This is a genomic window from Paraburkholderia sp. J11-2, assembly GCF_905220185.1.
Lineage (GTDB): Bacteria > Pseudomonadota > Gammaproteobacteria > Burkholderiales > Burkholderiaceae > Paraburkholderia.
Map to the genome: position 1 here is coordinate 276,826 of NZ_CAJMYY010000007.1, position 24,508 is coordinate 301,333.

Below are 24,508 nucleotides of genomic sequence, written 5' to 3' on the forward strand. Positions count from 1 at the left end.
GCGTGTCCTGCCTTTACGATACGACCTCGACCGCGCTCAGCATGCGCCAGTCGCGCGGGAGCGTTCGCGCCGCGTCGCCCGCAACCGTGACCGTGCCGCGCAGATGAATGTCGCGGCTCGAACTGCCCACCATCAAATCGAAAGCGCCCGGCTCGACAATACGCTCGCCGCGTGCGTCGGTGAAATTGAGCATGTCGACGGGCAGCGTCACACGCACGCGCGCCGAGGCGCCCGCCGCGAGCGGCACGCGCGCAAACGCCTTCAGCTCGCGCACCGGCCGGGCCACCGACGCGTGCTGATCGCGCACGTAGATCTGCACGATCTCCGTGCCTTCGCGCTCGCCGATGTTTTCAACCGTGAAGCTCAGTTCGACCGTGCCGTCTTCAAGCGCGACTTCGCTCTGCGCCACCGCGAGATCGCTGTAGCGGAACGGCGCGTAACCCAGGCCGAAACCGAACGGATAACGGCTTCCGAAGTGGTAGGCGATCGGCGTGCCCGCGCTCTTGAGGCGATGGTTGTACACATACGGCACGGCGCCTGCGCTCTTCGGCACCGAGAGCGGCATGCGGCCGCTGAAATTGGCGCGGCCCACCAGCAGATCGGCCAGCGCCTCGGCGCCGCGCTCGCCGGGTGCGAACGCCATGATCTGCGCGGCGATGCGATCTTCGAGACCACCGAGGTTGTACGGACGGCCGCCCGTCATCACGACGACGGTTGGCGTGCCGCTCTCGACCACGGCCGTGAGCAATTGCAGCTGCACGCCGGGCAGTTCGAGGCTGTCCGTGTCGGACCCTTCGCCCACCGTGCCGGACTGGAACAACCCCGCCAGATCGCCGACGAATACGATGGCCACGCCCGCCGCGCGCGCGGCTTCGACGGCGCCTGCAATGCCATCGGTCTCCTGGCTGATCAATTCGTCGCGGTTGGCGCTGCCGCTCAGGTCGAGCGACACATCGCCCGGGAAAACCGGCGCGCCCGCACGGCGCTCCTTGATGATGTCGCAGCCCTTGGCATGCAGCACGCGCGCCTCGCCGAGCAGCGCACGCAATGCGCCGAGCGGCGTGGCAATCGAAGCGACCGACTGCTCGCCCGAGTTGATGAGGTGCACCGGGAAGCTATAGCCCGCGAGCAGCGCGAGCGGGTCGTCGGCAGTCGGGCCGATCACGGCGATTTTCTGGGCGCCATCGGCACGCAACGGCAGCACGCCGCCTTCGTTGCGCAACAGGACCGCCGATTCGAGCGCGACCTGGTAGGCCGTATCGCCCGCCGCCGTGCCCTTCACATCCACGCGCTCGGGGTCCACGTACGGGTTCTCGAACAGGCCAAGCTGGAATTTCGTGCGCAGCACGCGCGAAACCGCGGTGTCGATCGTCGCTTCCGTGATCTCGCCGCGCTCGAGCGCTTCCTTCAAATGGACAGCGCACTCGTGTCCCGGCAGTTCGACGTCGAGCCCTGAATTGAACGCGAGCGCCGCCGCCGATGCGCTGTCGTGCGCCACGGCATGATGGCTGTAGAGCAGATCCACGGCAGCGTAGTCGGCAACGACGAGGCCTTCGAAGCCCCACTTTTCGCGCAGCGTATCGTGCAGCAGCGCGCGGTCGCCATGACAGGGCACGCCGTCGATATCGTGGTACGCCGGCATGATCGAGCCCGCGTGCGCGAGCTTGACCGCCATTTCGAACGGCAGCAGGAACACATCGTTCAGCTCGCGCGGGCCGACGTGCACGGGCGCGTGATTGCGCGCGCCTTCGCTCGCGGAGTGGCCGACGAAGTGCTTGAGCGTGGCGAGCACATCGCGCCGCTCGCCTTGCAGACCGTTCACGTAGTGACACGCGAGCACGCCGACCAGATACGGATCTTCGCCGAGCGTTTCCTCGGTGCGGCCCCAGCGCGGATCGCGCGAGACGTCGAGCACGGGCGCGAGCCCCTGGTGGCAGCCGATCGAGCGCGCCTGCTCGCCGATAATGCGCCCCACTTCGCCCACGAGGCTCGGGTTCCACGTCGCCGCGTAGTTCAGCGGCGAGGGAAACAGCGTGGCGTCCTTGATCATCAGGCCCACGAGGCACTCCTCGTGCGACATGACGGGAATGCCCAGGCGCGTGTCTTCGACCATCTTGCGCTGCAGCTCGTTGAGCGCGCGCACGCCTTCCTTCGGATCGACCGTGTGCGTGCCGAGCGGGCGCGTGATCTGGCCAAGACCATGCGCCAGAATCTGGTCCACCGTGAGGCTATTCGCGCTTTGCGCGAAATCGATCGAGCGCGCCTTGTGGTCGCCGTCGGCGGACAGCTTCAGCCACGCGGCGTGAAGCTGGGCGATTTTTTCGTCGAGCGTCATGCGCGCGAGCAGATCGGCCACGCGTTGCTCGGTCGGCGCATCGGCGCGGCGATAAACCGCAACCTCAGTGGTGTGTTCAAGCGACATCGATTGACTCCCTGGTATTGCACCAGACGGATTTTTTCCTCACCGTCTGCTTAGTTGTGCTTTTGAAATTGGCGTTGCGCAGCCGCGCGGCAAAAGCCGCGCTCCGCTCAGATCAGACGTCGCAGCGCCATGTCGTGATCGTCGAAAACGTGGCAAGCCTCGGGGGGCAGCGCCAGGTTGACCGCTTCATCGTGCGTCAACGGGCTGTCACCGGGCACCTTGGCGATCAGCGTCACCGCAGCCGGGCCCGTTTGCGTCGCGTGGATATAGCTGTGCTCGCCCATGTGCTCAACCAGCTTCACGCGGCTCGCCAACGTTTGTTCATTGCGCGGATCAACAGCCACGCGCAAGTGTTCCGGGCGCACGCCGAGCGTCACCTTCATGCCGGCGCGCGCACGCGAGCCGTCCACACGCGCACGCACGCGCTCGCCGCTTTCCAGGTCGATGACCACGCCGCCGTCGTCGCCGCCCACCACGGTGCCGGCGAAGAAGTTCATCTTCGGCGAGCCGATGAAGCCCGCGACAAAGCGGCTCTTCGGATGGTGATACAGATCGAGCGGCGCGCCCACCTGTGCAACGCTGCCGTTGCGCTCCATATGCGTACCCGCCTGCATGAGCACGATACGATCGGCCAGCGCCATCGCTTCGACCTGGTCGTGCGTCACGTACACGGCGCTCGCTTCGCTGAATTCGCGGTGCAGACGCGCGATTTCGGTACGCGTTTGCACGCGCAGCGCGGCGTCGAGGTTCGACAGCGGTTCGTCGAACAGGAACACGCCCGGCTCGCGCACAATGGCACGCCCGATCGCCACGCGCTGGCGCTGGCCGCCGGAGAGCGCTGCCGGGCGGCGTTCGAGATACGTATCGAGTTGCAGCGCCGCTGCGGCGCTGCGCACTTTCTTGTCGATCACGGCCTTGTCGATTTTCGCCTGACGCAGACCGAATGCCATGTTCTCGTACACGCTCATATGGGGATAGAGCGCGTAGTTCTGGAATACCATCGCGACCTTGCGCTTCGCGGGTTCGACCTCGTTCATCCGTTGACCGTCGATACGCAACTCGCCGTCGGTGATCGATTCGAGCCCGGCGATCATGCGCAGCAGCGTGGACTTGCCGCAGCCCGACGGGCCGAGGAACACGCAGAACTCGTTCTTGCCGACCTCGAGGTTGGCGTCGCGAATCACCGCGTTGCCGCTCGCGTAAGCTTTCTGTACGTTATTGAGGGAAATGCTTGCCATATCGTTTTATGCGAAGTTCGGTGTGCGATGCAAATCAGCCCTTGAGCGAGCCGGCCATCATCCCCTTGATCACGCGCTCCTGACCGAATGCGTAGGCAACGATCAGCGGCAACGACGTGAGTACGAGAACGGACAGCATCGAGGGTATGTTCGACGCGTATTGCCCCATGAAGTCCCAGATCGCGAGCGGCAGCGTGCGGTGCTCGGCCGTCGACGTGAGCATGTACGCGAAGATGAACTCGTTCCAGAGACCAATGCCGTTGAAGATCGCCACAGTGGCGAGCCCCGGCCCCGAGAGCGGGAAGAAAATACGCCAGAAAATGCGGAACGGGCTGCAACCGTCGAGCTGCGCGGCCTCTTCCAGCTCACGCGGAATCTGGCGCATGAACTCGGTCAGGATGAAGATCGACACCGGCAGACTGAGGGCCACATACGGGCCGAGCAGCGCGAACGGCGTGTCGTAGAGACCGAGGTTACGCGTGAGCAGATAGATCGGCACGAGCGTGGCATGCAGCGGCACGATCATGCCCGCGACCACGAGACCGAAGAGCAACTTGTTCAGCTTGAAGCGCATGCGCGCAAACACATAGGCGGCCATCGCGCTGATGATGACGATCAGCGCCACCGAAACGCCCACCGTGAACACGCTGTTGCGGAAATACGTGAAGAACGGCCCCTGCAGCACTGCCGCGTAGTTGCCGAAGAACACGTGCCCCGGCGGCGCCCACACGTTCGTCGAGAAGGTCTCTTCCTGACTCTTGAAGCTCGACACAACCATGAAAATGAAGGGGATCGTCGTGACAGCCAGCCAGATCAGCGCGAGCAGTGGAATTCCCACGCGCGGAAAGCGGAATTTCTTCTTCATGGTTCAAACCTCGGTTGCGTAGCGACGGGTGAAGTACATCGACACCGCCGCCACCGCGATAACGATCAGGAACATCGCCGAGCCGATGGTGCTGCCGTAGCCGAGCTGGAACGAACTGAACACCGTGCGATACATGTAAGTGGCCATCACCTCGGACGAGCCTTCGGGGCCGCCGCCGGTCATGACGAAGACGAGATCGAAGTAACGCAGCGAGCCGAGCACGGAGAGAATCACCGCCGTGCGCACCGTGCCTTGCAGGTGCGGCAGCTTGATGCGCCAGAAAATGGTCCACTCGGAAGCGCCGTCGAGCAGCGCGGCTTCGTTGACTTCGGCCGGCATCGACGAGAGGCCAGCGAGAAACAGGATCATGTAGAACGGCGCGTTCTGCCAGATGATCACGGCGATCGTCGCGCCCAGCGAGAAATGCGGGTCGCCCAGCCAGTCTTTCGCGAGACCATCCAGGCCGAAGGCCTGCAGCGCGACGTTCAGCGGTCCGAAATTCGGATCGTAGATCTGCTTGAACAGCACGCCGATCGCTACGCTCGACATGAGCAGCGGCAGGAAATAGAGCACCTTGAGCACGCGCGAGCCACGGCCGGCCTTTTCCAGCAGCACGGCGAGCGCGAGCGCCACAGGAAGCTGGATCACGATCGAGGCGGCCGCGAGAATCACGTTGTTCTTGAGCGATTGCCAGAACACCGTGTCGTGGGCAAGCCGCACCCAGTTCGCGAGCCCGGTATAGCGGGCGGTATTGCCAAGGCCATTCCAGTCGAGCAGCGACAGCCGCAGGCTGGAAACGAGCGGATAAAGCAGGAACACGGCCAGCAGCAGCAGCGACGGCGCCAGAAACACAACCGTGACGAGCGTTTGCGACGATAGCTTCAGCCGGCGTTCAGGTGTAGCGGAAAGTGCGATATTCACGAGCTTGTCTGCCGGCCGGCGCCTCGCGGCGCCAGCCGGACTTTTCTTGAGTGTTAGGGCCTGTTCACATTGATAACAGGCCCTAAAGATCAGCCGCCCTTCTTCGAAGCGGCTTCCATTTGCTGCGCAGCCGCCTCAGGCGTGACCGACAGACCGAACAGCGCCTGCGTCGTGTCCTTGTGCAGCTCGCCCAGCGCAGGCGGCAGTGCCTGGTCGTACCAGAGCTGCACGCTCGGCGCGGCGGCCAGCAGCTGCTGCAAACGCTGCGTGAACGGATCGTCGATCTTGACGTTGTTGACCGGCGGGAGCTTGTGGTCATCCGAGGCGCGTGCCTGCATTGCCTGGTCGTCGGTCAGCGCCTGGATCAGCTTGAAGGCGGCGTCCGGCGTCTTGCACTCGGCCGAGATGCTCAGGAAGCCGTCGCCCACCGTGCCGATCAGGTCGCGCGGATCGCCCTTGCCGCCCGGCACGCTCGGGAACGGGAAGAAGTCGAGATCCTTCGAGAACGCCGGATTCTCGTTCGCGATCGTCGAAGCTTCCCAGGCGCCCATCAGTTCCATCGCAGCCTTGCCCGTATACAGCAAGCGGCGCGAAGCACCCGAGTCATAGTCGAGACCGTTGATGCCCGGCGCGAACGCGCCGGCCTTCACGAGCTCCTGAATGCGCTTGCCGGCTTCGACGAACGCCGGATCTTCGAAGCCCTTGCCCTTGCCCGCAATTGCGTCGCTCACGACTTGCGGACCGCCGATACGGTCGACGAGGTACATGTAGTACATCGAGCCGGTCCACTTGTTCTTGTTCGCCAGCGAGAACGCGGCCACGTTGTGCTGCTTCAGCACATCGACGACGTGCATCAGCTCATCCCACGTCTTCGGCGGCGTGATGCCGTACTTCTTGAACACTTCCTTGTTGTAGAAGATCACGGCGGCCGCCGCGTTTTCGGCTGCCACACCGTAGGTCTTGCCGCCGAACGTCGTGACGTTCCACGACGACTGCATGAAGCGGCTGCGGAACGCCGGGTCCTTGTTCAGGTACGGCGTGAGATCGACGATCTGGCCGGACTTCACATACTCCTGCAGGCCGCCGCCACCCCAGTTCTCGAACACGCACGGCGGCTGGTTCGCGCCGAATGCGACCTTCAGCTTCGTCTTGTAGGCCTCGTTCAGGACGTGCGAATTTTCGACCTTGTAGCCCGGGTCCGACTTTTCGAAGCGATCCGACGCGTCACGAATAATCTTGCTCGACGACGCATTGGTCTGCTGATCCCATACCGTGATGGTTTTGGAATCCGCCGCAACGGCGTTCGAAACGACTGCAGACAACGAGAACAGCAGTGCCGTGGCGCCGGCTACCGCCCGCGCCTTGGAGAAACCTGGGTACGCCATGTTTGTGTCCCCTCTTATGGAATTTTGAGAGCTACCTGTGTTACCTGAGGATTTAACGTTAGCCTTAACGTTAGTGGATGTTAAGCCGAGACGTGAACTCCGGCTATGCGGGATTTTCCTGGTGAGCCCCCGGCGTGAGCTTGCGCCCCGCGCAAGGTTTGCGTACACGTGGACATTTGAAAAACTGCGCATCTGATAGAATAGCCAGCACATAAACGGTATCGCTAACGTGACCAGCGCCTAACCCGCGGAGTAACCAGCGAGTCACGAGCGAGTCTTCGCAGACATGACCTCTCGTAAGCCCACACCACGCATGGCAAGGCAAACTCCCACGCTTGAGCACGTCGCCAAGCTGGCCGGGGTGTCGCAGATGACCGCGTCGCGCGCGCTCAACGGACGCCCGGGCGTGTCGCGCGAAACGCGCGACGAAGTGCTGAGAATCGCTTCCGATATCGGCTATGTCGTGAACCGGACCGCGCAGAAACTCTCCGGCGGGCGCAACGGCATCATCGGCATCATCACACCCACGCTCGACACGCAGTTCTCGAGCGAACTGGTGCTCGGCGCGGGCCGCGCGGCACGCGGCGCGGGCATGGAAATGCTCGTGTACACCGTGTTCGACGAAGACCGCCATACGCATCACGACCTGCTTGGGTTGATTCAACAGTTTTCGGACGGCATTCTCGCCATCCTGCCGCGCGAATCGCTCTGCCTCGAAGCGCTCGCCACGGCCAAAGTGCCAGTGGTGGTGGTCGATCAGCGCGGCACGCTCACGGGCTTTCCTTCGGTCTCCGTCGACAACTACGGCGGCGCCTGTCTCGCGGTCGAACATCTCGCGGAACTCGGTCACAAGCGCATTGCCTTCCTTGCCGGCGACGAAACCATCGAGGGTGTGCGCGACCGTCAACGCGGCTATCGCGACACGCTCGCCAAGCTCGGCTTGCCGCGCGAAGACGCGCTGGTTGCCGCAGGCGATCTCTCGCAAATGATGGCGTTCGACGTCACCTTCGACCTGCTCAATCTTTCCGATCCGCCCACCGCGATCTTCACGGCCAACGACCAGAGCGCGTTCGGCGTGATCGCCGCGGTCAGGGAAGCGGGCCTGCGCGTGCCCGACGACATTTCCGTGATCGGCTTCGACGACATTCCCATGTCCGAGCAGTTTCATCCCGCACTCACTACGATTCGCCAGCCGTTCCAGCAAATGGCGCGCTCGGCGGTCAATACGCTGCTCGCGCAGATCGCCGGCATCGACGCCGCTTCGCAGCGCATCACGCTGCCCGCGGAGCTGGTGGTGCGCGACTCGACCGGCCCGGCCAGGACGCGGCACCGCCGCTCGCGTCACCAGATCGTTTCGACGTAAGTCGACGCACGCACCTTCGCATCGGAGGTCACGAGCGCGCCGCCATGCGTGCGCGCGGTCGCGACGATCAGCCTCTGATGCGAAGTCAGCGCGGGCGGCAGCGTCGCCGCGCGGAACGCAATTTCGGAATCGACCGGAATCAGGCGCACGCCATCCAGCTTCAGAAACGTGGAGAGCCAACTCCGGGCGTCCATCGTGAGCCCAAGGCTGCCGGCCTTCACGAACTCCGCAATTTCGAGCGCGCTGATTGCCGAGATGAGAATCTCGCCGCCCGCGAGTTCACGGTCGATCGCATCGTGCGCGGCCTGGCTCAACGCTTTCTGCCTGCCGAGCCAGCACACGAGCGCAAGCGTGTCGAGCGTGATCATTACTCTTCCTGCTCGGCGGGAACCGGTGCTAGCGCGTGCTTGAGGTTGAAATGCGTGATCGACGCACGCAGCAGTTCGAGCGGATTCTCCGTCTTGCTGCGATAGGGCCGGATTTCAATGGTAGGTTGTCCCCGGTCCGTCACGACGACGGTTTCGCCCAGCGTTTCGACCTGGCGGAACAGCTCGCAGGCCCGGGACTTGAAAATGGCTTTCGATACTCGCTTTTCCATGACGTTCTCCACCCATCAAAATTCAATCGGATTGTTATTGCATCGGGTTGTTGCGTGCGCAATCGAATACCTGCGCTTCGTTCCCCAATGGCTCTTTATCGGCCTTGCACTTCGGTTGACTGCCTGAACTACGCCCTGGCGCCGGCGCACCCCGCACAGACGAACTGCGGGTTTTTACCGGTAACATCTTTTGCACGAATACGCCCCGGCAGCCCTTGCGCTTTCATATAATCGATATGTCTGTGAGTACCCGTCAGGCAGCCCGAGTTGTGATCGAGCGACCCGCGAGGCAAGACAACACCGTGTGTTGCTTGCCGGCGGCCAGGTGCGAATGGCGGTGTACGCCTCGCCTGGCCGTACGGACGCTGCCGCAGGGAAGCGGAGCGTTGGGGGAGAGGATTGCCCTTGTTGCAGACCGTCGATTAAGCAGAAACATAATAACGTTACCCTTAACGTTAATCGATGTTAAATCCACCGTTCTGGCACCGCCATGCGTGGTTTACCTGGGCTCGGTGAAATACGGCAGCGTGCGCGTAAACCCCGCCAGATCCCGGCCCAGCAAGGGAAAAGCGCCTGGCGAGTTCGCCAAAGCGTACTGCAAAAAAGTACCGTTCCGGCTAACGTTAAACGGGCGGTAATAAAAGTCGTAACGCCCATTCGCGACACTCGTAATCATCCCTGTCCCGATATCGTCATGTTGGCTGGTCCGGAGAATCCGGCCGCGGCGGCTTCGACGAAGGCTCCGCATCGAAATGGACGATGAACGCATGCAGCGGTTCGCGCCTTTTCTCGGGGCGCGCCGGCGCGTCCGGGCGCTCGCGCGGCGGCTCGCGCTCCCGGTCCGTCGCCTCGGGTGGATCAGCAGGCGGCGCAACTGGGCCGGCCGGCGCTCTCGCAACCGACTCGAAATCGCCCTTCGACCCTTTGTTCGCCATTGCACTCGTCTCCATCGCGTTCGCCATCGCGCACATCAAACGACGGCTTGAACGTTCTCTCCCACTTCGGGGCGCTCGAACGCCACCGCCGCGCCGCTCGCGTCGAACAGCGTGACCGCGGACGACGCCACCTTGATGCCCACGCGGGCGCCCGGCTCGTACTGCGCGTCCTTCTTGTCGAGCTTGAGCGCAATGGCGTGCGCCATGCCGTCCAGACGCGCGTGCAGGATCGACACGTCGCCCAGATGCTCGACCAGCTCGACGCGGGCGGCGATGCCTTCGTCCGCGAGGCCGATGCTCAGGTGTTCGGCACGCACGCCCAAGGTCAATTCGCCATTGAGCGCACGGTCCGGCCGACCCGACAGCGCGATGCGATGGCTCGCACCCGCGAGCGCGAGGACGGTTTGCACGCCGTTTTGCGACACCACCGTGGCGTTCAGCATGTTCATTTGCGGCGAGCCGATAAAGCCGCCGACAAAGCGGTTCGCGGGCCGGTCATACAGATCGAGCGGCGCGCCCGTCTGTTCGATGTTGCCCTTGTTGAAGACCACGATCTGCTCGCCGAGCGTCATCGCCTCGACCTGATCGTGCGTCACGTAGATCATCGTCGTGCCCAGCTCACGGTGCAGCTTCGCCAGTTCGATGCGCATCTGCACGCGCAGCGCCGCATCGAGATTCGACAGCGGTTCGTCGAACAGAAACACGCGCGGCTTGCGCACGATCGCGCGGCCAATCGCAACGCGCTGCCGCTGGCCGCCCGAGAGCGCCTTGGGCTTGCGATCGAGCAGGTGCGTGATCTGCAGGATTTCCGCGGCACGGCCCACGACTTCGCGCACTTCGCGCTTCGATTTGCCCGAGAGCTTGAGCGAAAATCCCATGTTCTCCGCCACCGTCATATGCGGATAGAGCGCATAGCTCTGAAACACCATCGACACGCCGCGGTCAACCGGCTGCAGATCGTTCACGCGCACGCCGTCGATCAGAATGTCGCCGCCGCTCACTTCCTCGAGCCCGGCGATCATGCGCAGCATGGTCGACTTCCCGCAACCCGAAGGTCCGACGAATACCGTGAACTGCCCGTCCGGAATATGCAGATCGATGCCCTGAATGATCTGCGGACCTTCACCGTACGTCTTCACGACGTTGCGCAATACGAGTTCGCCCATTGTTACGTCCTCCTTAGTGCTCTTGCCTTGCCGTCCCGCGCGATATCGGCGTCTCGTCCTCTGTCGCGCGGGTTACGGTGCTGTTCTCTGGGCCCGCGTTAGCGGGCTGCCTCGGCGGCCGCATGCTCCGCGATGGCCTCGCTATACCAGTGCGCGCTGTCCTTCAGCGTGCGCTTCTGGGTCTCGTAGTCGACGTACACCATACCGAAGCGCTTGTCGTAGCCGCACGCCCATTCGAAGTTGTCCAGCATGCTCCATGCGAAATAGCCGGCCACGTCCACGCCTTGTTGCGCGGCATCGGACAGCGCAGCCAGGTGCAGATCGAGGAAACGGATGCGGTCGGTGTCCTGAACGCGGCCGTTTTCGAGCACGTCTTTCGCCGCGCAGCCGTTCTCGGTGATGAAAATCGGCGGCAGCTTGTACTCGGCATTGAGCTTCGTGAGCAGCTCGGTCAGACCTTCCGGATAGACTTCCCAGTCCATGTCCGTGAAACCGTGCACGCCCGGAGGACGCTTGTCGCCCGAAGCGCTCGCGAAAATACGCGTGTAATAGTTGATGCCGAGGAAGTCGAGCGGCGCGCCGATGATGTCGAAATCGCCTTCGCGAATGACCTCCTGCGGGCCGTTTGCGCCATACCAGTTCAACGCTTCGGCCGGATATTCGCCCTTGAAGATCGGGTCCATGTACCAGCGCACGAACTTCGCGTATTCGAGTGATGCGGCGGCAATATCTTCTGGCGCGTCGGTCGCGCCGTGTGCCGGCGACTGGTTGAGCACGATGCCAAGCGGCGCCTTCACGCCGTCGGCACGCATGGCCTGAACCGCCAGGCCGTGCGAAAGCAGCAGATGATGCGCCACGTGAGCCGCTTTCTTCAGGTCGGCGTTGCCCGGTGCGAAGTAGCCCGTTGCATTGCCGAGCCATGCGGTACACCACGGCTCGTTGTGCGTGGCGATCGAAGCAACCCGGTCGCCCAGCACGCTGCCGATCTTGCGTGCGTAGTCGGCAAAACGATACGCCGTGTCGCGGCTTTCCCAGCCGTTTTGCGCCGTCTGCAGCGCTTGCGGCAAGTCCCAATGATAGAGCGTGGCGAACGGTTGAATTCCGCGCTCGAGCAAACCGTCGACCAGACGCTCGTAGAACGCGAGGCCCTTGTCGTTGTAGGCGCCGCGGCCGTCCGGCTGCACACGCGGCCATGCAATCGAAAAACGGTAAGCATTGACGCCCATTTGCGCCATCAGATCGAGGTCTTCTTCGAAACGATGGTAGTGATCGCAGGCCACGTCGCCGCTTTCGCCTTTCACGACCTTGCCGGGCACGCGGCAGAACGTGTCCCAGATCGACTCGCCACGGCCGTCTTCACGTGCTGCGCCTTCGATCTGATACGAGCTGGTGGCCACGCCCCAAACGAAGTCTTCCTTGAATCGAAACGTCGACATAACGATAGGTATCCTGATTAGTCGTGTTCGCTTTTCGGCGAACTTGCTTGAAATGAAAGTGTGAAACTCAGGCTTTGACCGCGCCGGTCGTCAAACCGTCGATCAAACGCCGCGAGGTGAAGGCGAACAGCACGAGCAACGGCACCACCGCCACCGCGGACCCCGCCATGACCGCGCCCCAGTCCGAGTTGGTCGGGCTTTGCAGAATGCGCAGCGCGAGGGGCAGCGTGTACATCGAAGGCGAACGCAGCACGACCAGTGCCGAGAGAAAGTTATTCCAGGCCTGAATGAAGCTGATGAGCCCGAGCGTGCCCAGTGCGGGCCCGAGCAGCGGCAGCACGATGCTCCAGTAAATGCGGAACTCGCCGCAGCCGTCGATGCGCGCCGCCTCGATCAGGTCGGACGGAATCGCCGACGCGATGTACTGGCGCATGAGGAACACGCCGAGCGCGGCGGCAGCGCCTGGCACATACAGCGCGCGCGGCTGATTGATCCAGCCGAGCAGGTTCATCGTCATGAAGGTCGGAATCATGCTGAGAAACGGCGGCACCAGCATGGCCGTGAGCGCAACGGCAAAGAGCGTCTTCTTGAAGCGGAACTCGTACATCGCGAACGCGTAACCGGCCATCGACGTGACGAGCAACGTCAGCAAGGTCTGAATCGTGGCCGTGTAGAAGCTCCAGCCCAGATTGCGCCAGAACGGAATGTGCCGCATGAGCGAGGCCATGTTGTCGAGAAACGCGTTGCCGAACCAGAGCGGCGGCGGCATCGAGAAAATCTCGGAGCTCGTGTGCGTGGCGAAGACGAACATGAACCAGAACGGCGAGAACATCAGCACCGCGCCCGCCAGCACGACGGCATAACCGGTGTAACGTGCCTTGTTGTTGGACAGTTTCATCGCTGTGCCTCCTCTTTCATGCCGCTGCGGTGGAAAATGCGCGTGTTGAGCCACATCAGCGCGGAGATCGTGATAAAGAGCAGCCACGCAATCGAACTGGCCGTGCCGAAGTCGCCGTCGTGGAATGCCGTGCGATACATGTAGACCGCCGTGGTCAGGCCGGACTGGCTCGTCCCCATGCCGTCATTCGGGAGCAGGATGAACGGCTCTTCGAACAGTTGCAGCCCGCCGATGATCGAAAGCGTGACCGCAAAGAAAATCATCGGCTTCAGAAGCGGGATCGTGATGCGCGTGAACTGTTGCCAGCCGTTCGCGCCGTCAATGCGCGCCGCTTCGTAAATGTCCTTCGGAATGGTCTGCAGTGCAGACAGATACAGCACCGTATTCCAGCCCACATAGCGCCAGAACACGACAACGGAGACCGCCGGTTTCACATTGGCCGGGTTGTACAGCCACTCGATCGGTTTCGAAGGCACGATCCAGTGCAGCCCCGGGATCTTGCCGATTTCGGCAATGGCGAGGTTGATCATGCCGAAGTCGGTCGAATACAGCGACGAGAAAATCAGCGCGATCGCCACGCTCGACGTGATGAAGGGCAGAAAGTACAGCCCAACCACGAAATTGCGCCAGCGGCGGAACGCGGTTTGCAGAAAGAACGCCAGCGGCAGCGCAATGAGGTGCTGCGGCGCGCCGGACATGACCGCCATCGAGGCCGTGTTGTAGAGCGATTTCCAGTACCACGGGTCAGTCAGCGTGAACGTGAAGTTCGACAGGCCCACCCACTTCATGCTCGCCAGTCCCGCCGTCGCGTCCCAGCTCTGGAACGAGAGATACAGCGAAAACAGCAGCGGAAAGGCCAGGAACACCGCAAACAGCACGAAAAACGGCGCGAGAAACAGGTACGGCGCAATCTTGACCGGATTGAGCCGCAGCTTTGCGCGAGCGTGGGTGAGCGGCGCGAGCGTGTCGCGCGCGAGCCCTTCGCGGGAAACCTGTTCAGTTGTGGGCAGAGGAGAGTTCATCAATAGTTCCGTCCATTCGTGCGTGGCCAGCCCAGGTGGGCGGCCACGCTGTTGCAGCGGGCTTCAGAGCGCGGCGTAGCGCCGCGCCGTTTCATCAAAACCGCTTAACGGCGGACACGATGCGTGATATCAGCCTGTGCTTCCTGCAGTGCCTGGTGGATGTCCTCGTTGCTGTCGACCACCTTGTCGAGCGCCGAGTGGACCGCCTCTTCGGCAACCTGGTCATACTTGCTGCGCTGGATCGCCGGGATATGCGCGGCGGCATCACGCCAGATCAGGCGAGCTTGCTCGTTGCCGAGGAACGCCACGGGCTGCGCGAAGAAGTCGTCGTGCTGAGCGGAAAGCAGCGCCGGAAAGGCGTCGATCGAGCGGAACGAAGCGAGCTGCTCGTCCGTGCGCGTCGTCAGGAACTTGATGAATTCCCACGACAGTTGCTTTTGCGTGGCCTTCACCGGGATCGACCAGAACGTGCCGCCAAATGATGCATAAGCGCCGCCAGGCAGATTCGTCGCGCGCCAGAGACCCTTCGTGTCCGGTGCGATCCACGACGAGAGGTGGCCGCCAAGCCATGCGCCCATCATTTGCGTCGCCACCGTGCCGCGCTTGAAGCTTTCGGCCCATTCGTTCGACCACGGCGTGATCTTCGCGTCGAGGCCGAGATCGCGCGCCTTCTTCGCAAGCTCGAACGCCTTCACGAAACGCGGCGACGTCACGACCGGATTGCCGGCCTTGTCGAAGTACACGCCGTCGCCTTCCTTCAGGTCGGCGCGAATATAGATGTCTTCGATATCGCGCGACGACGCCATCAGGTACGCGCCCGTCGCCTTCTTGATCTTCTGGCCGGCCGCGAGATACGAGTCCCACGACTTCGTCAGGTCGGCTTCGGTCACACCCGCCTTGTCGAGAATGTCCTTGCGGTAGAACAGCGTGCCCGGGCCGATATCGCCCGGCATGCCGACAATCTGGCCGTCCTGCGTGGTGGCCTGCGCGAACGTGTAGTTGATGAACTGGCTCTTGTACTGGCCCGCGCTATAAGGCGGCTTGGCCAGATCTTCGAGACCGCCGCCCGCAGCGAACCGGCCGATGAAGCCGACTTCCACGGCCATCACGTCGGGCAGGTCCGAGCTGGTCGCAAGCGCGGTTGTCATGGCGTTGTGGTGGTCGCCGATCGCGAGCGACGACACCTTGATGTCGACGTCCGGATGCAGTTTCTTCCACGCAGGAATCGCGTCCTTGATTTCCTGGTCGAGCTTCGGAAACACCGCGACAGTCAGCGTGGTGTTGGCATGCGCGGCCACGGTAGCGAGGCTCAGCAAAACGGCGGCGGCAGTGCCTGAAAAACGGAAATTCATTACATGTCTCCTGATGAAACGTTTGTGAGTGACGTTCAAATGCTCCCCTGCTGCTACGAACTACTTCCCCTGTTGTATTGATTCGTCATGCTTAACGACATGCTTGCCGCGCTCTGATGTTTGAAAGCGCTTTCACGGCAAAACTAAAAAAACGGCCCACCAAGGACTCACACGTGGGCACAGCCTTCACGCACGTGCATCCCCCCCGCTCAACGAAGGTCCGATCCGACGCGTCGTTTCGCGCGTGACCAGCGTGAGCGGAATCGGGCTCAGTGCCACCGGCTGCTTGCGGATCATCTGCACGATGCCTTGCGCCGCGAGCCGGCCGATTTCATAGGTCGGCTGCCTGACCGTCGTCAAAGGCGGCGTCATATATGAGGAGGTCGGCAGATCGTCGAAGCCGACCAGCGATACGTCCTCGGGCACGCGCACGCCGCGGCGAAACATCGTCAGACGCGCGCCATACGCGGTCTGGTCGTTCGCACAGAACACCGCACTCAGCGAAGGCCGGCGCGTCAGCAGCCGCTCCATCGCCGCGACACCGCCGGTTTCGAGGTAATCGCCCTGCTCGACCAGATCGGCGTCGAAACCGATGCCCGCTTCTTCCAGCGCGCTGCGGTAGCCGTCGAGACGCTCGATCGCGTCCTCGTGATTGCTCGGGCCGGCAATGAATGCGATTTCGCGGTGGCCCTGCTCGATCAAATGCCGCGTCGCGTCGCGCGCGCCCTGCAGGTTGTCGATCGGCAGGCCTGCCAGCGCCAGGCCGTTTTGCACCGAGCGCCCCAGCACGAGCATGGGTGCGTAGCGCGAATATTCGGTGAGCGTTGGCTCGTCGAGTTGTGCGTGCAGCAGAATGATGCCGTCCACGCGGCGCGCGATGAATTCTTCGAGGCGCGCCTTTTCGTCGACGACATTCCAGCGGCTGCTCACGAAAATCGGCGTGAAGCCCGGTTCGGCAAGCGCCTCTTCAATTCCGCGCAGCCACTCGGCGTAAAACGGACTCGACACGGCCTGCGTCAATACGCCGATGGTTTCGGTCCGGCCGCTCGCAAGACTGCGCGCCAGCACGTTTGGCCGATAGTTGAACCGCGCGATGGCCTCTTCCACGGCTCGCTGCTTTTCGGGAAGCACGCGTGCGGTACCGTTCAGGATGCGCGACACCGTGCTCGGAGACACGCCGGCTGCGCGCGCAATTTCTTCCAGCGTCACGTTCGGGCCCGCAGTTGGACCACCAGGGACACTGGGCGCGCCGGGTGTTTCGTTGGTGCCGTCGGTCATGAGTTCCGCCTGAACATTTCCATGAAAGCGCTTTCAAATACTGAAAAAAGCGATTCCCGATACGAATTCGAATTGACTAAGTGAAACGACAAACCACAGAAAAAGCAGCCGGTGCGACCAGGGTGGAGGAGAGATCGCACCGGCCTCTCTAGAGAGAGAATTAAGCAATACCTGACACAAAGAGATCACAACAACTACAGGTCAAACAAACTCAAATCAGAACATGTGCATGATGCCCGCGAACACACCGGTCTGGCTGTGACCGTAGTTCGGGTTGTCGTTCGACGACGTGCCCGTCGCCGCGTCGAAGTTGTTGTTGCCGTACGGACCGTTGCCGAGGTTGATGTTCGACGTCGAGCTGTTGTGCACGTAGCCGGCTTCCGCGTACAGGAACGTGCGCTTCGACAGGTTGTACGTCGTGCCGAGCGTGAACAGCGTGGCGTTGCCGTTGCCGTTGTTCGCGTTCGCGTGGAACACGGCAGCCGTGATCGCCGAAGCGTCGTTCACCTGCCAGCCAGCGCCGATCCACTCGTGATTCACCGCCGTCGGTGCGCTCACGCCAGCCGGCTGCGTGCCGGTCACGCCCATGCTTGCGTCGGTGGCGTCCGGTGCGCTCAAGTGCTGGTAGCCCGCATACAGCTTGACAGGACCAAGCACATACGTGCCGCCAACGAGAATCGAGCGCGAAGCCGAATACACGTTGTTGAACGAGCCGTTTGCACCGCGGACTTCGTCATAGATCACGCGGAAGTCGCCGCTGCCCCACGTGTAGATGCCTTCAACCGCGTTCGTACGGCCCTGGCCGGTCGGCACACCTTGCGCGTTGACAGGCGCCGAGTTCCAGCTCGTGTTGTTGGTCAGCGAATACTGGCCCTTGAACACGAGGCCGCCGAACAGCGTAGGCGAGTCATATTCCGCGCCGTTGCTCGTGCTCGCCCAGTTACGACCGCGCACCAGCGTCGAGATGGCGTAACGCTGCATCAACTGCGGGTCAGCGCCCCAGCTGTCCTGCGAGAGTTCGCCGGCGCCGAGGTTACCGATCTTGAACAGACCGAAGCGGTCGTTGGTCAAGCCCACCGTGGCATGACGGCCGAACAGGTTGCCCGCCGAAGCGCCCGTCATCGTATTGAGCTGGCCTTCCAGCTGGAAGACCGTCTTCGTGCCGCCGCCGAGATCTTCCGAACCGAGCAGGCCGAACCAGGAGCAACCCCAGTCGCCGCTCTGCGCCGAGAACTTGTTACCGCCCGGCAGGCCGGTCTCATACTGCACGCCGTTGTCGATACGGCCATACAGGGTGACGCTGCTCTGCGCGTGCGCCATCGTCGTTGCAGCTGCCATCACCGACAAAGCAATAAGCTTCTTTTTCATTAGGTATCCTATATATATTTTGGCGTCTCCAAACCGCGCAGGTCGCGTGCGCTCTACACGTTACCTACCAGGCTGCCTCACTGAAATGTCCCGAATCACATTTCGAGGCGATTATAGGGACGCCCCTGCTCCGTGTATCGAACCGGCAGGTTAGGGAAAACGCTGTTACCGATAACAGTTGCACGCCGCCAGGTCCCGGAGTAGGCCCCTGCTTTATGACCATTCCGTTATGGTCACAAGCCTCCCAAATCCGTTTGTGGTCGTGAGGGAAAATATGCGCGGCGTGGGAAATGTTCCGAACACCCGTGCTACAGCGGCCAAATTGCGCTTGACAGCGCTTTCAAACGCCGCGCTTCGATGTTGTGAAGTTGCAACGACGAAATGAAAATTCTTGCCCGTTGCGCCTTCAGCTTTCCGGTTGGGGGTTGACAGCGCTGTCACCAGCACGCGTGGGCGATAGCGACTATGATCAAGGTATACCCTGCCGGGCAACGAGTTGAGATTTGCCGGTAAGCACGCTCAGCGCGGGACTGCGTATGAATCCCGCGGGCTTTCCGGTTTCACACGATCGCGCCACGCAACACTCTGCGCCTCGACTCCCGCTGTTCCCCGCCACGTCGCGCGCGCGACGTCCCGTCCGAACGCAATGCACCAGCACGCACCAGCGTCACTTTCGCCGGGCAAAGCCCTCGACGCGCCGTTGCGGCTTTCACCGTGCTGCGCGAGGCGGCTTGCCCTCTGACTTCCGCGGCCCTGCGTTGAAGCGGGCCGGAAGGCTTGCTGCCGGAATTGACCGGCACTTCTGCCACACTGCAAGGAGGTATCGTGAAAGCCATCATCACTTCCACGCTCGCATTACTGATTTCCAGCGCCATCGTGCCAGCCGTTCAGGCTCAAACCGATTCCGGAGCAAGCAACCCGCAACTCGCACACGACGTCCGGGTCAGTCTCGCGCGCAACGGCGTGAGCAATTCTCATGTATTTGTTTTTGCCAGAGGCAATACGGTCACGCTGCTCGGATTTGTGCCGGAACACGAACAGGTCGCGCTGGCCGAACGCACTGCGGCGGCCGTCCCCGGTGTGCAATCGGTGGACAGTTGGCTTGCGCGCGGACGCTGAAGCCGGTGAGAGTGAATGGAACGCCGCGCGCGGACGCGACCCGTATCGTCCACGCACGGCGTTTTATTTATTGATCGTGCCGCGTAACACCGCGTTTGATCCGCTTGAACCAGCCGCCGCGCCCATAGTCGGTCTGCTGCAAAAACACGGCAATCACGATGATCAGGCCTTTGAGGACCAGCTGGGTATTGCTGTCGATATCGTTGAGCAACAGAATATTGCCAAGAAAGCCGAATATGAGCACGCCGGCCACCGTGCCCGATATGCGTCCAACGCCGCCGGAAAGACTCGTCCCGCCAATCACCACGGCCGCAATCGCATCGAGTTCCCAGCCGGTCCCGGCATCGGCCTTCCCCTGACGGTACTGCGCCGCATAGAGCACGCCAACCAGCGCCGAGAGCAGGCCGGAAATGGCGTAGGCCATCATCTTGTAGCGCTTGACATCGAGCCCTGAAACCACGGCGCATTTTTCGTTTCCGCCGATTGCGTACAGATATTTTCCGAACACGGTGCGATTCATCACGAAACCGAAAACCAACGCGATCACGAGAAAGAAAAGGGCGGGTACCGGAATCAGATTAAACAGCAGCGCTCGCAGGTTCTCGATATCCGCCGTGGCATTCGTTCCGCTGTAAATCGAATAAACGGCAGTGTCCTGTCCGGCGATCAGCCGCGCGGCCCCAAGTACGCCGACCATGGCCGCCAGCGTGACGATGAACGGCTGCATGCGCCCGCGCGTGATGATCCATCCGTTGATGCTGCCCACCGTGAAGCCCGCAAGCGGCACGATCCAGAGCACGCCTGCAAGCGGCATGCGGTGCGCCGCGTGCAACGCGATATACAGGCACGCCAGCGCCGCGCACAGCAGCGCAACGCCGCCGCGCACCGCGCGTGCGGCTCCGGTATGCGCGCCTGCTACGCGTTGCCGCCTGCGCCATGCACCTAGCACGATCCATACGATCGAAAACACGGCAATGGCGTTGAGCACGAGCGACGCGTAAGTCGCGCGGCTCCATCCTTGCGTGGTGAGGAGCATCGCGGTCAGCACGCTGCCGAGTCCCATGATCGCCCCGACGGAAAGGTCGATGCCCGCGGTGATGATCACGAGCGTCATGCCGATCGACATCACGCCGACGTTCGCGACCTCGCGAAACACATCGGAGATGTTCGCGCTGGAAAGAAAGATGTTGCTGCCATCGCTCGAGTGAGGCGAGGTGAATGCGCCCACCACGAGCAGCAAGATCAGCCCCAGGTAGTACTTCAGGTGCGTCATGAGCGTGCTCAGTTGACGCCTGCGCGTTGGCGCATCCGGCTCGGCGACATGGTCCTGCACGTGCTGCATGGTCAGCCTCCAGTCAGGAGCAATTCAGGCGCAATTCAGGGCGAAGCGAGATCGATCAGCAGGTCGCCGGAAAAATCGCTGCGCGGCACGATCTGCTTGGCACGCCCTTCGCACAGCACGAGAATGCGGTCGCACAGCAAGGTCAATTCGTCGATTTCCGAACTCGCGATCAGCACGGTCACGCCCGAGCGCGCCGCGTCGAGTATCTGCCGGTAAATCTCCGCTTTGGCGGCGACGTCCACGCCGCGTGTCGGCTCGTCGAGCAGCAGGATGCGCGGCTTCGTCATCAGCCACTTGCCGATGATGAGCTTTTGCTGATTGCCGCCCGAAAGGCTATTGGCGCTCTGCGCCAGGCTGCGATGCTTGACCCGCGAGGCGCGAGCCTGTTCGGCGGCCCAGTTGCACAACCTGCGCCGCCTGTAGAACGGAAAACCGGGCACACGCGGCAACGACGGCAGCACGAGATTCGCTTCGAGCGACTGGTCGAGCACGAGTCCATCCTTCTTTCGGTCTTCGGTCACGAACGCAAGACCCGATTGTGCAGCTTCGTCTGGAGACCTGAATGACTGGCGCCGCCCCGCGATGGCAATGACGCCCTCCTGCCGGTAGGCCGAGATCCCGTAGATGGCTTCGAGCACTTCGGTCTTGCCCGCGCCGAGCAAACCCGAGAGGCCGAACACTTCGCCCTCGCGCACCGAAAACGAAACATCGCGCACCATCGCGCGCGCAGGCCCCCACAGCGAAAGATCGCGCACCTCCACACTCGTGGCGCGAGCGCGCGGCGCCTCGTCCGCGCCGCGCTCGGGCGGCGCGAAGTCCTTGCCGATCATCATCGAAACGAGCGCCGTCGAGGACTCCACCTGCGCGACCGGCAGCGTCGAGATGCGCCGGCCGTCGCGCAGCACGGTCACGCGGTCGGCCACGGCGAAGACTTCCCCCAGCCGGTGGCTGATCAGCACGATGCCCATACCGCGCTCGCGCAGTTGCCGCGTGAGTGTGAGGAGCGCGTGTGTCTCCGCTTCGGAGAGCGCCGAGGTCGGCTCGTCCATGATCAGCACCCGCGCTTCGGCCAGAAGCGACTTGGCGATTTCCACCAGTTGCTTTTCGCCCACCCGCAGCGCGCCGACCAGCGTGTCGGGGCTCGCGCGAAAGCCCAGTTGACCCAGTACGTCGCGCGCAGCCGCGCGCATGGCGCGCCGGTCCGGAAAGCCCCAGCGCGTGCGCGGTTCCTTGCCAAGAAAAATATTGTCGACAGCCGAAAGCGTATCGACGAGATTCAGCTCCTGATGAATGATCGCGATTCCGGCATCAATCGCGTCGTTCACGCTCGCAAGGCGCGTGGGCACGCCTTGTACGCGTATGGTGCCGCTGTCCGGCGTATAGAGCCCGCCCAGCATCTTCATGAGGCTCGATTTGCCCGCGCCGTTCTCGCCGACGAGCGCATGCACCTCGCCCGCCACGACATCGAAGTCGACGCTCGACAACACAGCGCTGCCGTTGAACGATATCGACAGGCCTATCGCTTCGATCAGCGCAGCGTTGGCAGTGGCAGTGGCATTCATTCAGGAGTGGCTAGCAATATACGCCTTGGCGTTGTCGGCAAAAATGCCCTGCGTCGGCAAGGTGACCTTCTTCGGGATCTTTTCGCCACCAAGCAGCTTGAGCGCCTGGCGTATGCCTTCGGCGCCGGGCGTAGGGTACATGAACGTGCCGGCAAGCAGCCCTTGCGCTACCCAGGTGGCGCCCTCCTGCGGCAAGCCGTCGATGCCCACGAACTTGATGCTCTTGTCGCGCCCCGCATCCTTGGCCGCAAGATAGGCACCGTAGGCCATCGGATCGTTGTGCCCGTAGACAACATCGATCTTCGGATTCACGCGCAACACCGTCTTCATGTACTCGTAGGCCTTGTCCTGCTTCCAGTCGCAGTCCACGCGCTCGCCCACGAGCTTGATGCCGGGCTCTTTGCCGGTCACGCTCACCGCGCCGTCGTGGCGATCGTGCGCGGGCTGCGCGCCGAAGCCGCCCCACACTTCCACGAGATTGCCCTGTGCGTGTCCCGGCCCGCCCATCAGCTTGACGATGAACGAGCCGGCTTCGCGGCCGATCTGCACGTTGTCGCCGCCAATGAACTGCGTAAAGGATTCGCCGTTCACCTCGCGATCGAGCACGAACACGGGAATCCCTGCTTTATAGGCTTTTTCCACCACGCCGGTCAGCCCCGCCGACTCCTTGGGCGAAATGAAGATCGCATCCATCTTCTGGGCGATGAAATTCTCCATGTCGGCATTCTGCTTGTCGGTGCGATCGCCTGCATCGGCAATGATCAGATCGACCTGTGGATGCTTCGCGGCCTCGGCTTTCATGTCCTTGTTGAACTGCACACGCCAGGGCTCGACCGTGGTCACCTGCGAGAAGCCGAAGCGATACTTCTTCTGCTGCCCGAACGCGGGCGCGCTGAGCGTCCCGAGAAGACCCGCTGCACCGGCAAGCGGTACGGCGACCAGACCCGCAATCAGAATGCGTCGTTGACTGTCCATTGCCCTGTCTCCTTTGTTGTCTGAACCGGGCGGCGCGTACGGCCTGCCTCGGGTGCTACGAAAAATAAAACGTTATAGCGGCGGCGCGGCGGACACGCTCGCCGCTTCGCCCCATTCGTCATACCGCATCGGGCCCGTGCTCTCGCGCACGCGAAGGTCGGCGCGCATGCGCAAATGCACGATCTCCGGGTTCTCGCCCTGCAGTTGTTTGTGCAGGAGGTGCCAGATGCCGCGGGCGATCGCCTCGGCGGGTTGGCGAATGGAACTGATGCCGGGACGCAGCACCGACATCCACGGCGCGTCGTCGAATGAAAGCAGCGAGATGTCGTCGGGCAGGCGCAAGCCCGCGTCGCGTATCGCCCGCAGCGCGCCGAGCGTCGCGACGTTGGCGCCGGTGAAAAGCGCTGTGGGACGCGCGCGCGCGGCGATCACGCCGAGCGTCGTCGCATGGCTTTCGGTATCGCTCATGCCGCACACCACGACGTTGGCGTATTGTGCGAGCCCGGCGCGCCGCATCGCGTCCTGATAGCCCTGGGCGCGCTCGCGGCTGTTCACGAGGTCGAGCGCATTGACGATGAACGTGATGCGGCGGTGACCGAGCGCGATGAGATGCCCGGTGCCGTCCATGGCCGCGCGATGGCTGTCGGTCGTGACGGTATTGGCGGGAAAGCTGCTGTCCACGCGATCGGCCATCACGAGCGGCACGTCGCATTCGCGCAGTTCGCTGATCGCGTGCTCGTAACCGTGGCATGGAATGATGATCATGCCCGCCACCTGGCGCGAAAGGACGAAGCGGATGCGCTCCGCTTCGCGTTCCGGGTCCTCCTGCGCGTGCGCGAGGATCAGCCGGTAGCCGGATTCGAGTGCGTGATCTTCGAGTGCGCAGACCAGCTCGATGAAGAACGAATTGGTCAGGTCGGGCACGACAAACCCAATGGACGTGGAGCGGCAACTGCGCAATTCGGCGGCCAGGCTGTTGCGGCGGTAGCCGAGCTTGCGGGCGGCCTCCCAAACCTGCCGCTGCCGCGCTTCGCTCACATTCGCGGCCCCTGCGAGTACCTTCGATGCCGTGCCCAGCGAAACACCCGCCGCGTTCGCAACGTCCTTGAGTGTACTGGCACTTTTCTTGCGGTCGTCCATGCTGGTCTGTCCGCCCGAAGTGGTCCGCCTGTTGCTATCCGTCTGAACTGAAACGTTTCATAGAGTAGGAAATGGATTTTCAGGCTTCAAGGGAGGGTTTACCGGGGCGCGGAAGAAAGCGCG

General features: G+C 62.7%; 21 protein-coding genes. 2 read left to right on the forward strand and 19 right to left on the reverse strand.

The genetic code is table 11. The features are described 5' to 3' along the window. Positions 1-13: 13 nt before the first annotated feature. From U5A57_RS12655 to U5A57_RS12675, 5 genes are all read right to left on the reverse strand, one after another. Entirely contained in the window at positions 14-2,422 is a 2,409-nt protein-coding gene (locus U5A57_RS12655; RefSeq protein WP_321911269.1) for a glycoside hydrolase family 3 N-terminal domain-containing protein, read from the reverse strand. A gap of 107 nt (positions 2,423-2,529) precedes the next feature. Continuing rightward, positions 2,530-3,660, reverse strand: coding sequence for a sn-glycerol-3-phosphate ABC transporter ATP-binding protein UgpC (locus U5A57_RS12660; protein WP_321911271.1), 1,131 nt, complete (start codon positions 3,658-3,660; stop codon positions 2,530-2,532). A gap of 34 nt (positions 3,661-3,694) precedes the next feature. Beyond that, positions 3,695-4,525, reverse strand: a complete 831-nt coding sequence (locus U5A57_RS12665; protein ID WP_321911273.1) for a carbohydrate ABC transporter permease — start codon at positions 4,523-4,525, stop codon at positions 3,695-3,697. A 3-nt stretch (positions 4,526-4,528) separates the two neighbouring features. After that, positions 4,529-5,446, reverse strand: coding sequence for a sugar ABC transporter permease (locus tag U5A57_RS12670; RefSeq protein WP_321911275.1), 918 nt, complete (start codon positions 5,444-5,446; stop codon positions 4,529-4,531). Positions 5,447-5,535: 89 nt separating this feature from the next. After that, a complete protein-coding gene (locus U5A57_RS12675; RefSeq protein ID WP_321911276.1) occupies positions 5,536-6,831 on the reverse strand; it encodes an extracellular solute-binding protein in 1,296 nt (431 codons plus the stop codon). Positions 6,832-7,144: 313 nt separating this feature from the next. Between U5A57_RS12675 and U5A57_RS12680 the strand changes: the two genes are divergently transcribed. Then, a complete protein-coding gene (locus U5A57_RS12680; RefSeq protein ID WP_321911278.1) occupies positions 7,145-8,194 on the forward strand; it encodes a LacI family DNA-binding transcriptional regulator in 1,050 nt (349 codons plus the stop codon). Here the strand turns inward: U5A57_RS12680 and U5A57_RS12685 are convergent. From U5A57_RS12685 to U5A57_RS12730, 10 genes are all read right to left on the reverse strand, one after another. Continuing rightward, entirely contained in the window at positions 8,173-8,562 is a 390-nt protein-coding gene (locus tag U5A57_RS12685) for a type II toxin-antitoxin system VapC family toxin (RefSeq protein ID WP_042267575.1), read from the reverse strand. The two genes, U5A57_RS12680 and U5A57_RS12685, sit on opposite strands and share 22 nt — an antisense overlap. Continuing rightward, positions 8,562-8,792: a type II toxin-antitoxin system Phd/YefM family antitoxin gene (locus U5A57_RS12690; protein WP_069262207.1), complete on the reverse strand. Its 231-nt coding sequence runs from the start codon at positions 8,790-8,792 to the stop codon at positions 8,562-8,564. Before U5A57_RS12690 ends, U5A57_RS12685 begins: the two co-directional genes overlap by 1 nt. Positions 8,793-9,484: 692 nt before the next feature. Then, positions 9,485-9,727, reverse strand: coding sequence for a hypothetical protein (locus U5A57_RS12695; RefSeq protein WP_321911280.1), 243 nt, complete (start codon positions 9,725-9,727; stop codon positions 9,485-9,487). Between the two features lie 35 nt (positions 9,728-9,762). Then, positions 9,763-10,893 carry a sn-glycerol-3-phosphate ABC transporter ATP-binding protein UgpC gene (locus U5A57_RS12700; RefSeq protein ID WP_321911282.1) on the reverse strand — a complete coding sequence of 377 codons (1,131 nt, stop codon included), beginning with the start codon at positions 10,891-10,893 and terminating at the stop codon, positions 9,763-9,765. A gap of 98 nt (positions 10,894-10,991) precedes the next feature. Next, positions 10,992-12,329 carry a GH1 family beta-glucosidase gene (locus tag U5A57_RS12705; RefSeq protein ID WP_321911284.1) on the reverse strand — a complete coding sequence of 446 codons (1,338 nt, stop codon included), beginning with the start codon at positions 12,327-12,329 and terminating at the stop codon, positions 10,992-10,994. A gap of 67 nt (positions 12,330-12,396) precedes the next feature. Then, positions 12,397-13,227: a carbohydrate ABC transporter permease gene (locus U5A57_RS12710; protein ID WP_321911287.1), complete on the reverse strand. Its 831-nt coding sequence runs from the start codon at positions 13,225-13,227 to the stop codon at positions 12,397-12,399. After that, positions 13,224-14,249, reverse strand: a complete 1,026-nt coding sequence (locus U5A57_RS12715; RefSeq protein ID WP_321911288.1) for a sugar ABC transporter permease — start codon at positions 14,247-14,249, stop codon at positions 13,224-13,226. Before U5A57_RS12715 ends, U5A57_RS12710 begins: the two co-directional genes overlap by 4 nt. A 104-nt stretch (positions 14,250-14,353) precedes the next feature. Then, positions 14,354-15,601 (reverse strand): ABC transporter substrate-binding protein, encoded by a 1,248-nt coding sequence (locus U5A57_RS12720; protein WP_321911290.1) that lies wholly within the window; start codon positions 15,599-15,601, stop codon positions 14,354-14,356. A 186-nt stretch (positions 15,602-15,787) separates the two neighbouring features. Beyond that, positions 15,788-16,879 carry a LacI family DNA-binding transcriptional regulator gene (locus tag U5A57_RS12725; protein ID WP_321911292.1) on the reverse strand — a complete coding sequence of 364 codons (1,092 nt, stop codon included), beginning with the start codon at positions 16,877-16,879 and terminating at the stop codon, positions 15,788-15,790. Between the two features lie 216 nt (positions 16,880-17,095). Beyond that, on the reverse strand, positions 17,096-18,247 hold the full coding sequence (locus U5A57_RS12730; RefSeq protein WP_321911294.1) for a porin: 1,152 nt from the start codon (positions 18,245-18,247) through the stop codon (positions 17,096-17,098). 825 nt (positions 18,248-19,072) lie between these two features. Between U5A57_RS12730 and U5A57_RS12735 the strand changes: the two genes are divergently transcribed. After that, positions 19,073-19,366 carry a BON domain-containing protein gene (locus tag U5A57_RS12735; RefSeq protein WP_321911295.1) on the forward strand — a complete coding sequence of 98 codons (294 nt, stop codon included), beginning with the start codon at positions 19,073-19,075 and terminating at the stop codon, positions 19,364-19,366. A gap of 67 nt (positions 19,367-19,433) precedes the next feature. On the opposite strand, the gene U5A57_RS12740 is transcribed toward U5A57_RS12735, so the two are convergent. From U5A57_RS12740 to U5A57_RS12755, 4 genes are all read right to left on the reverse strand, one after another. Continuing rightward, positions 19,434-20,708 (reverse strand): ABC transporter permease, encoded by a 1,275-nt coding sequence (locus U5A57_RS12740; RefSeq protein WP_321911297.1) that lies wholly within the window; start codon positions 20,706-20,708, stop codon positions 19,434-19,436. Positions 20,709-20,743: 35 nt separating this feature from the next. After that, a complete protein-coding gene (locus U5A57_RS12745) occupies positions 20,744-22,270 on the reverse strand; it encodes a sugar ABC transporter ATP-binding protein (protein ID WP_321911299.1) in 1,527 nt (508 codons plus the stop codon). Next, on the reverse strand, positions 22,271-23,245 hold the full coding sequence (locus tag U5A57_RS12750) for a substrate-binding domain-containing protein (RefSeq protein WP_321911302.1): 975 nt from the start codon (positions 23,243-23,245) through the stop codon (positions 22,271-22,273). A gap of 72 nt (positions 23,246-23,317) precedes the next feature. After that, on the reverse strand, positions 23,318-24,385 hold the full coding sequence (locus tag U5A57_RS12755) for a LacI family DNA-binding transcriptional regulator (protein WP_321911303.1): 1,068 nt from the start codon (positions 24,383-24,385) through the stop codon (positions 23,318-23,320). Between the last annotated feature and the right edge of the window lie 123 nt (positions 24,386-24,508).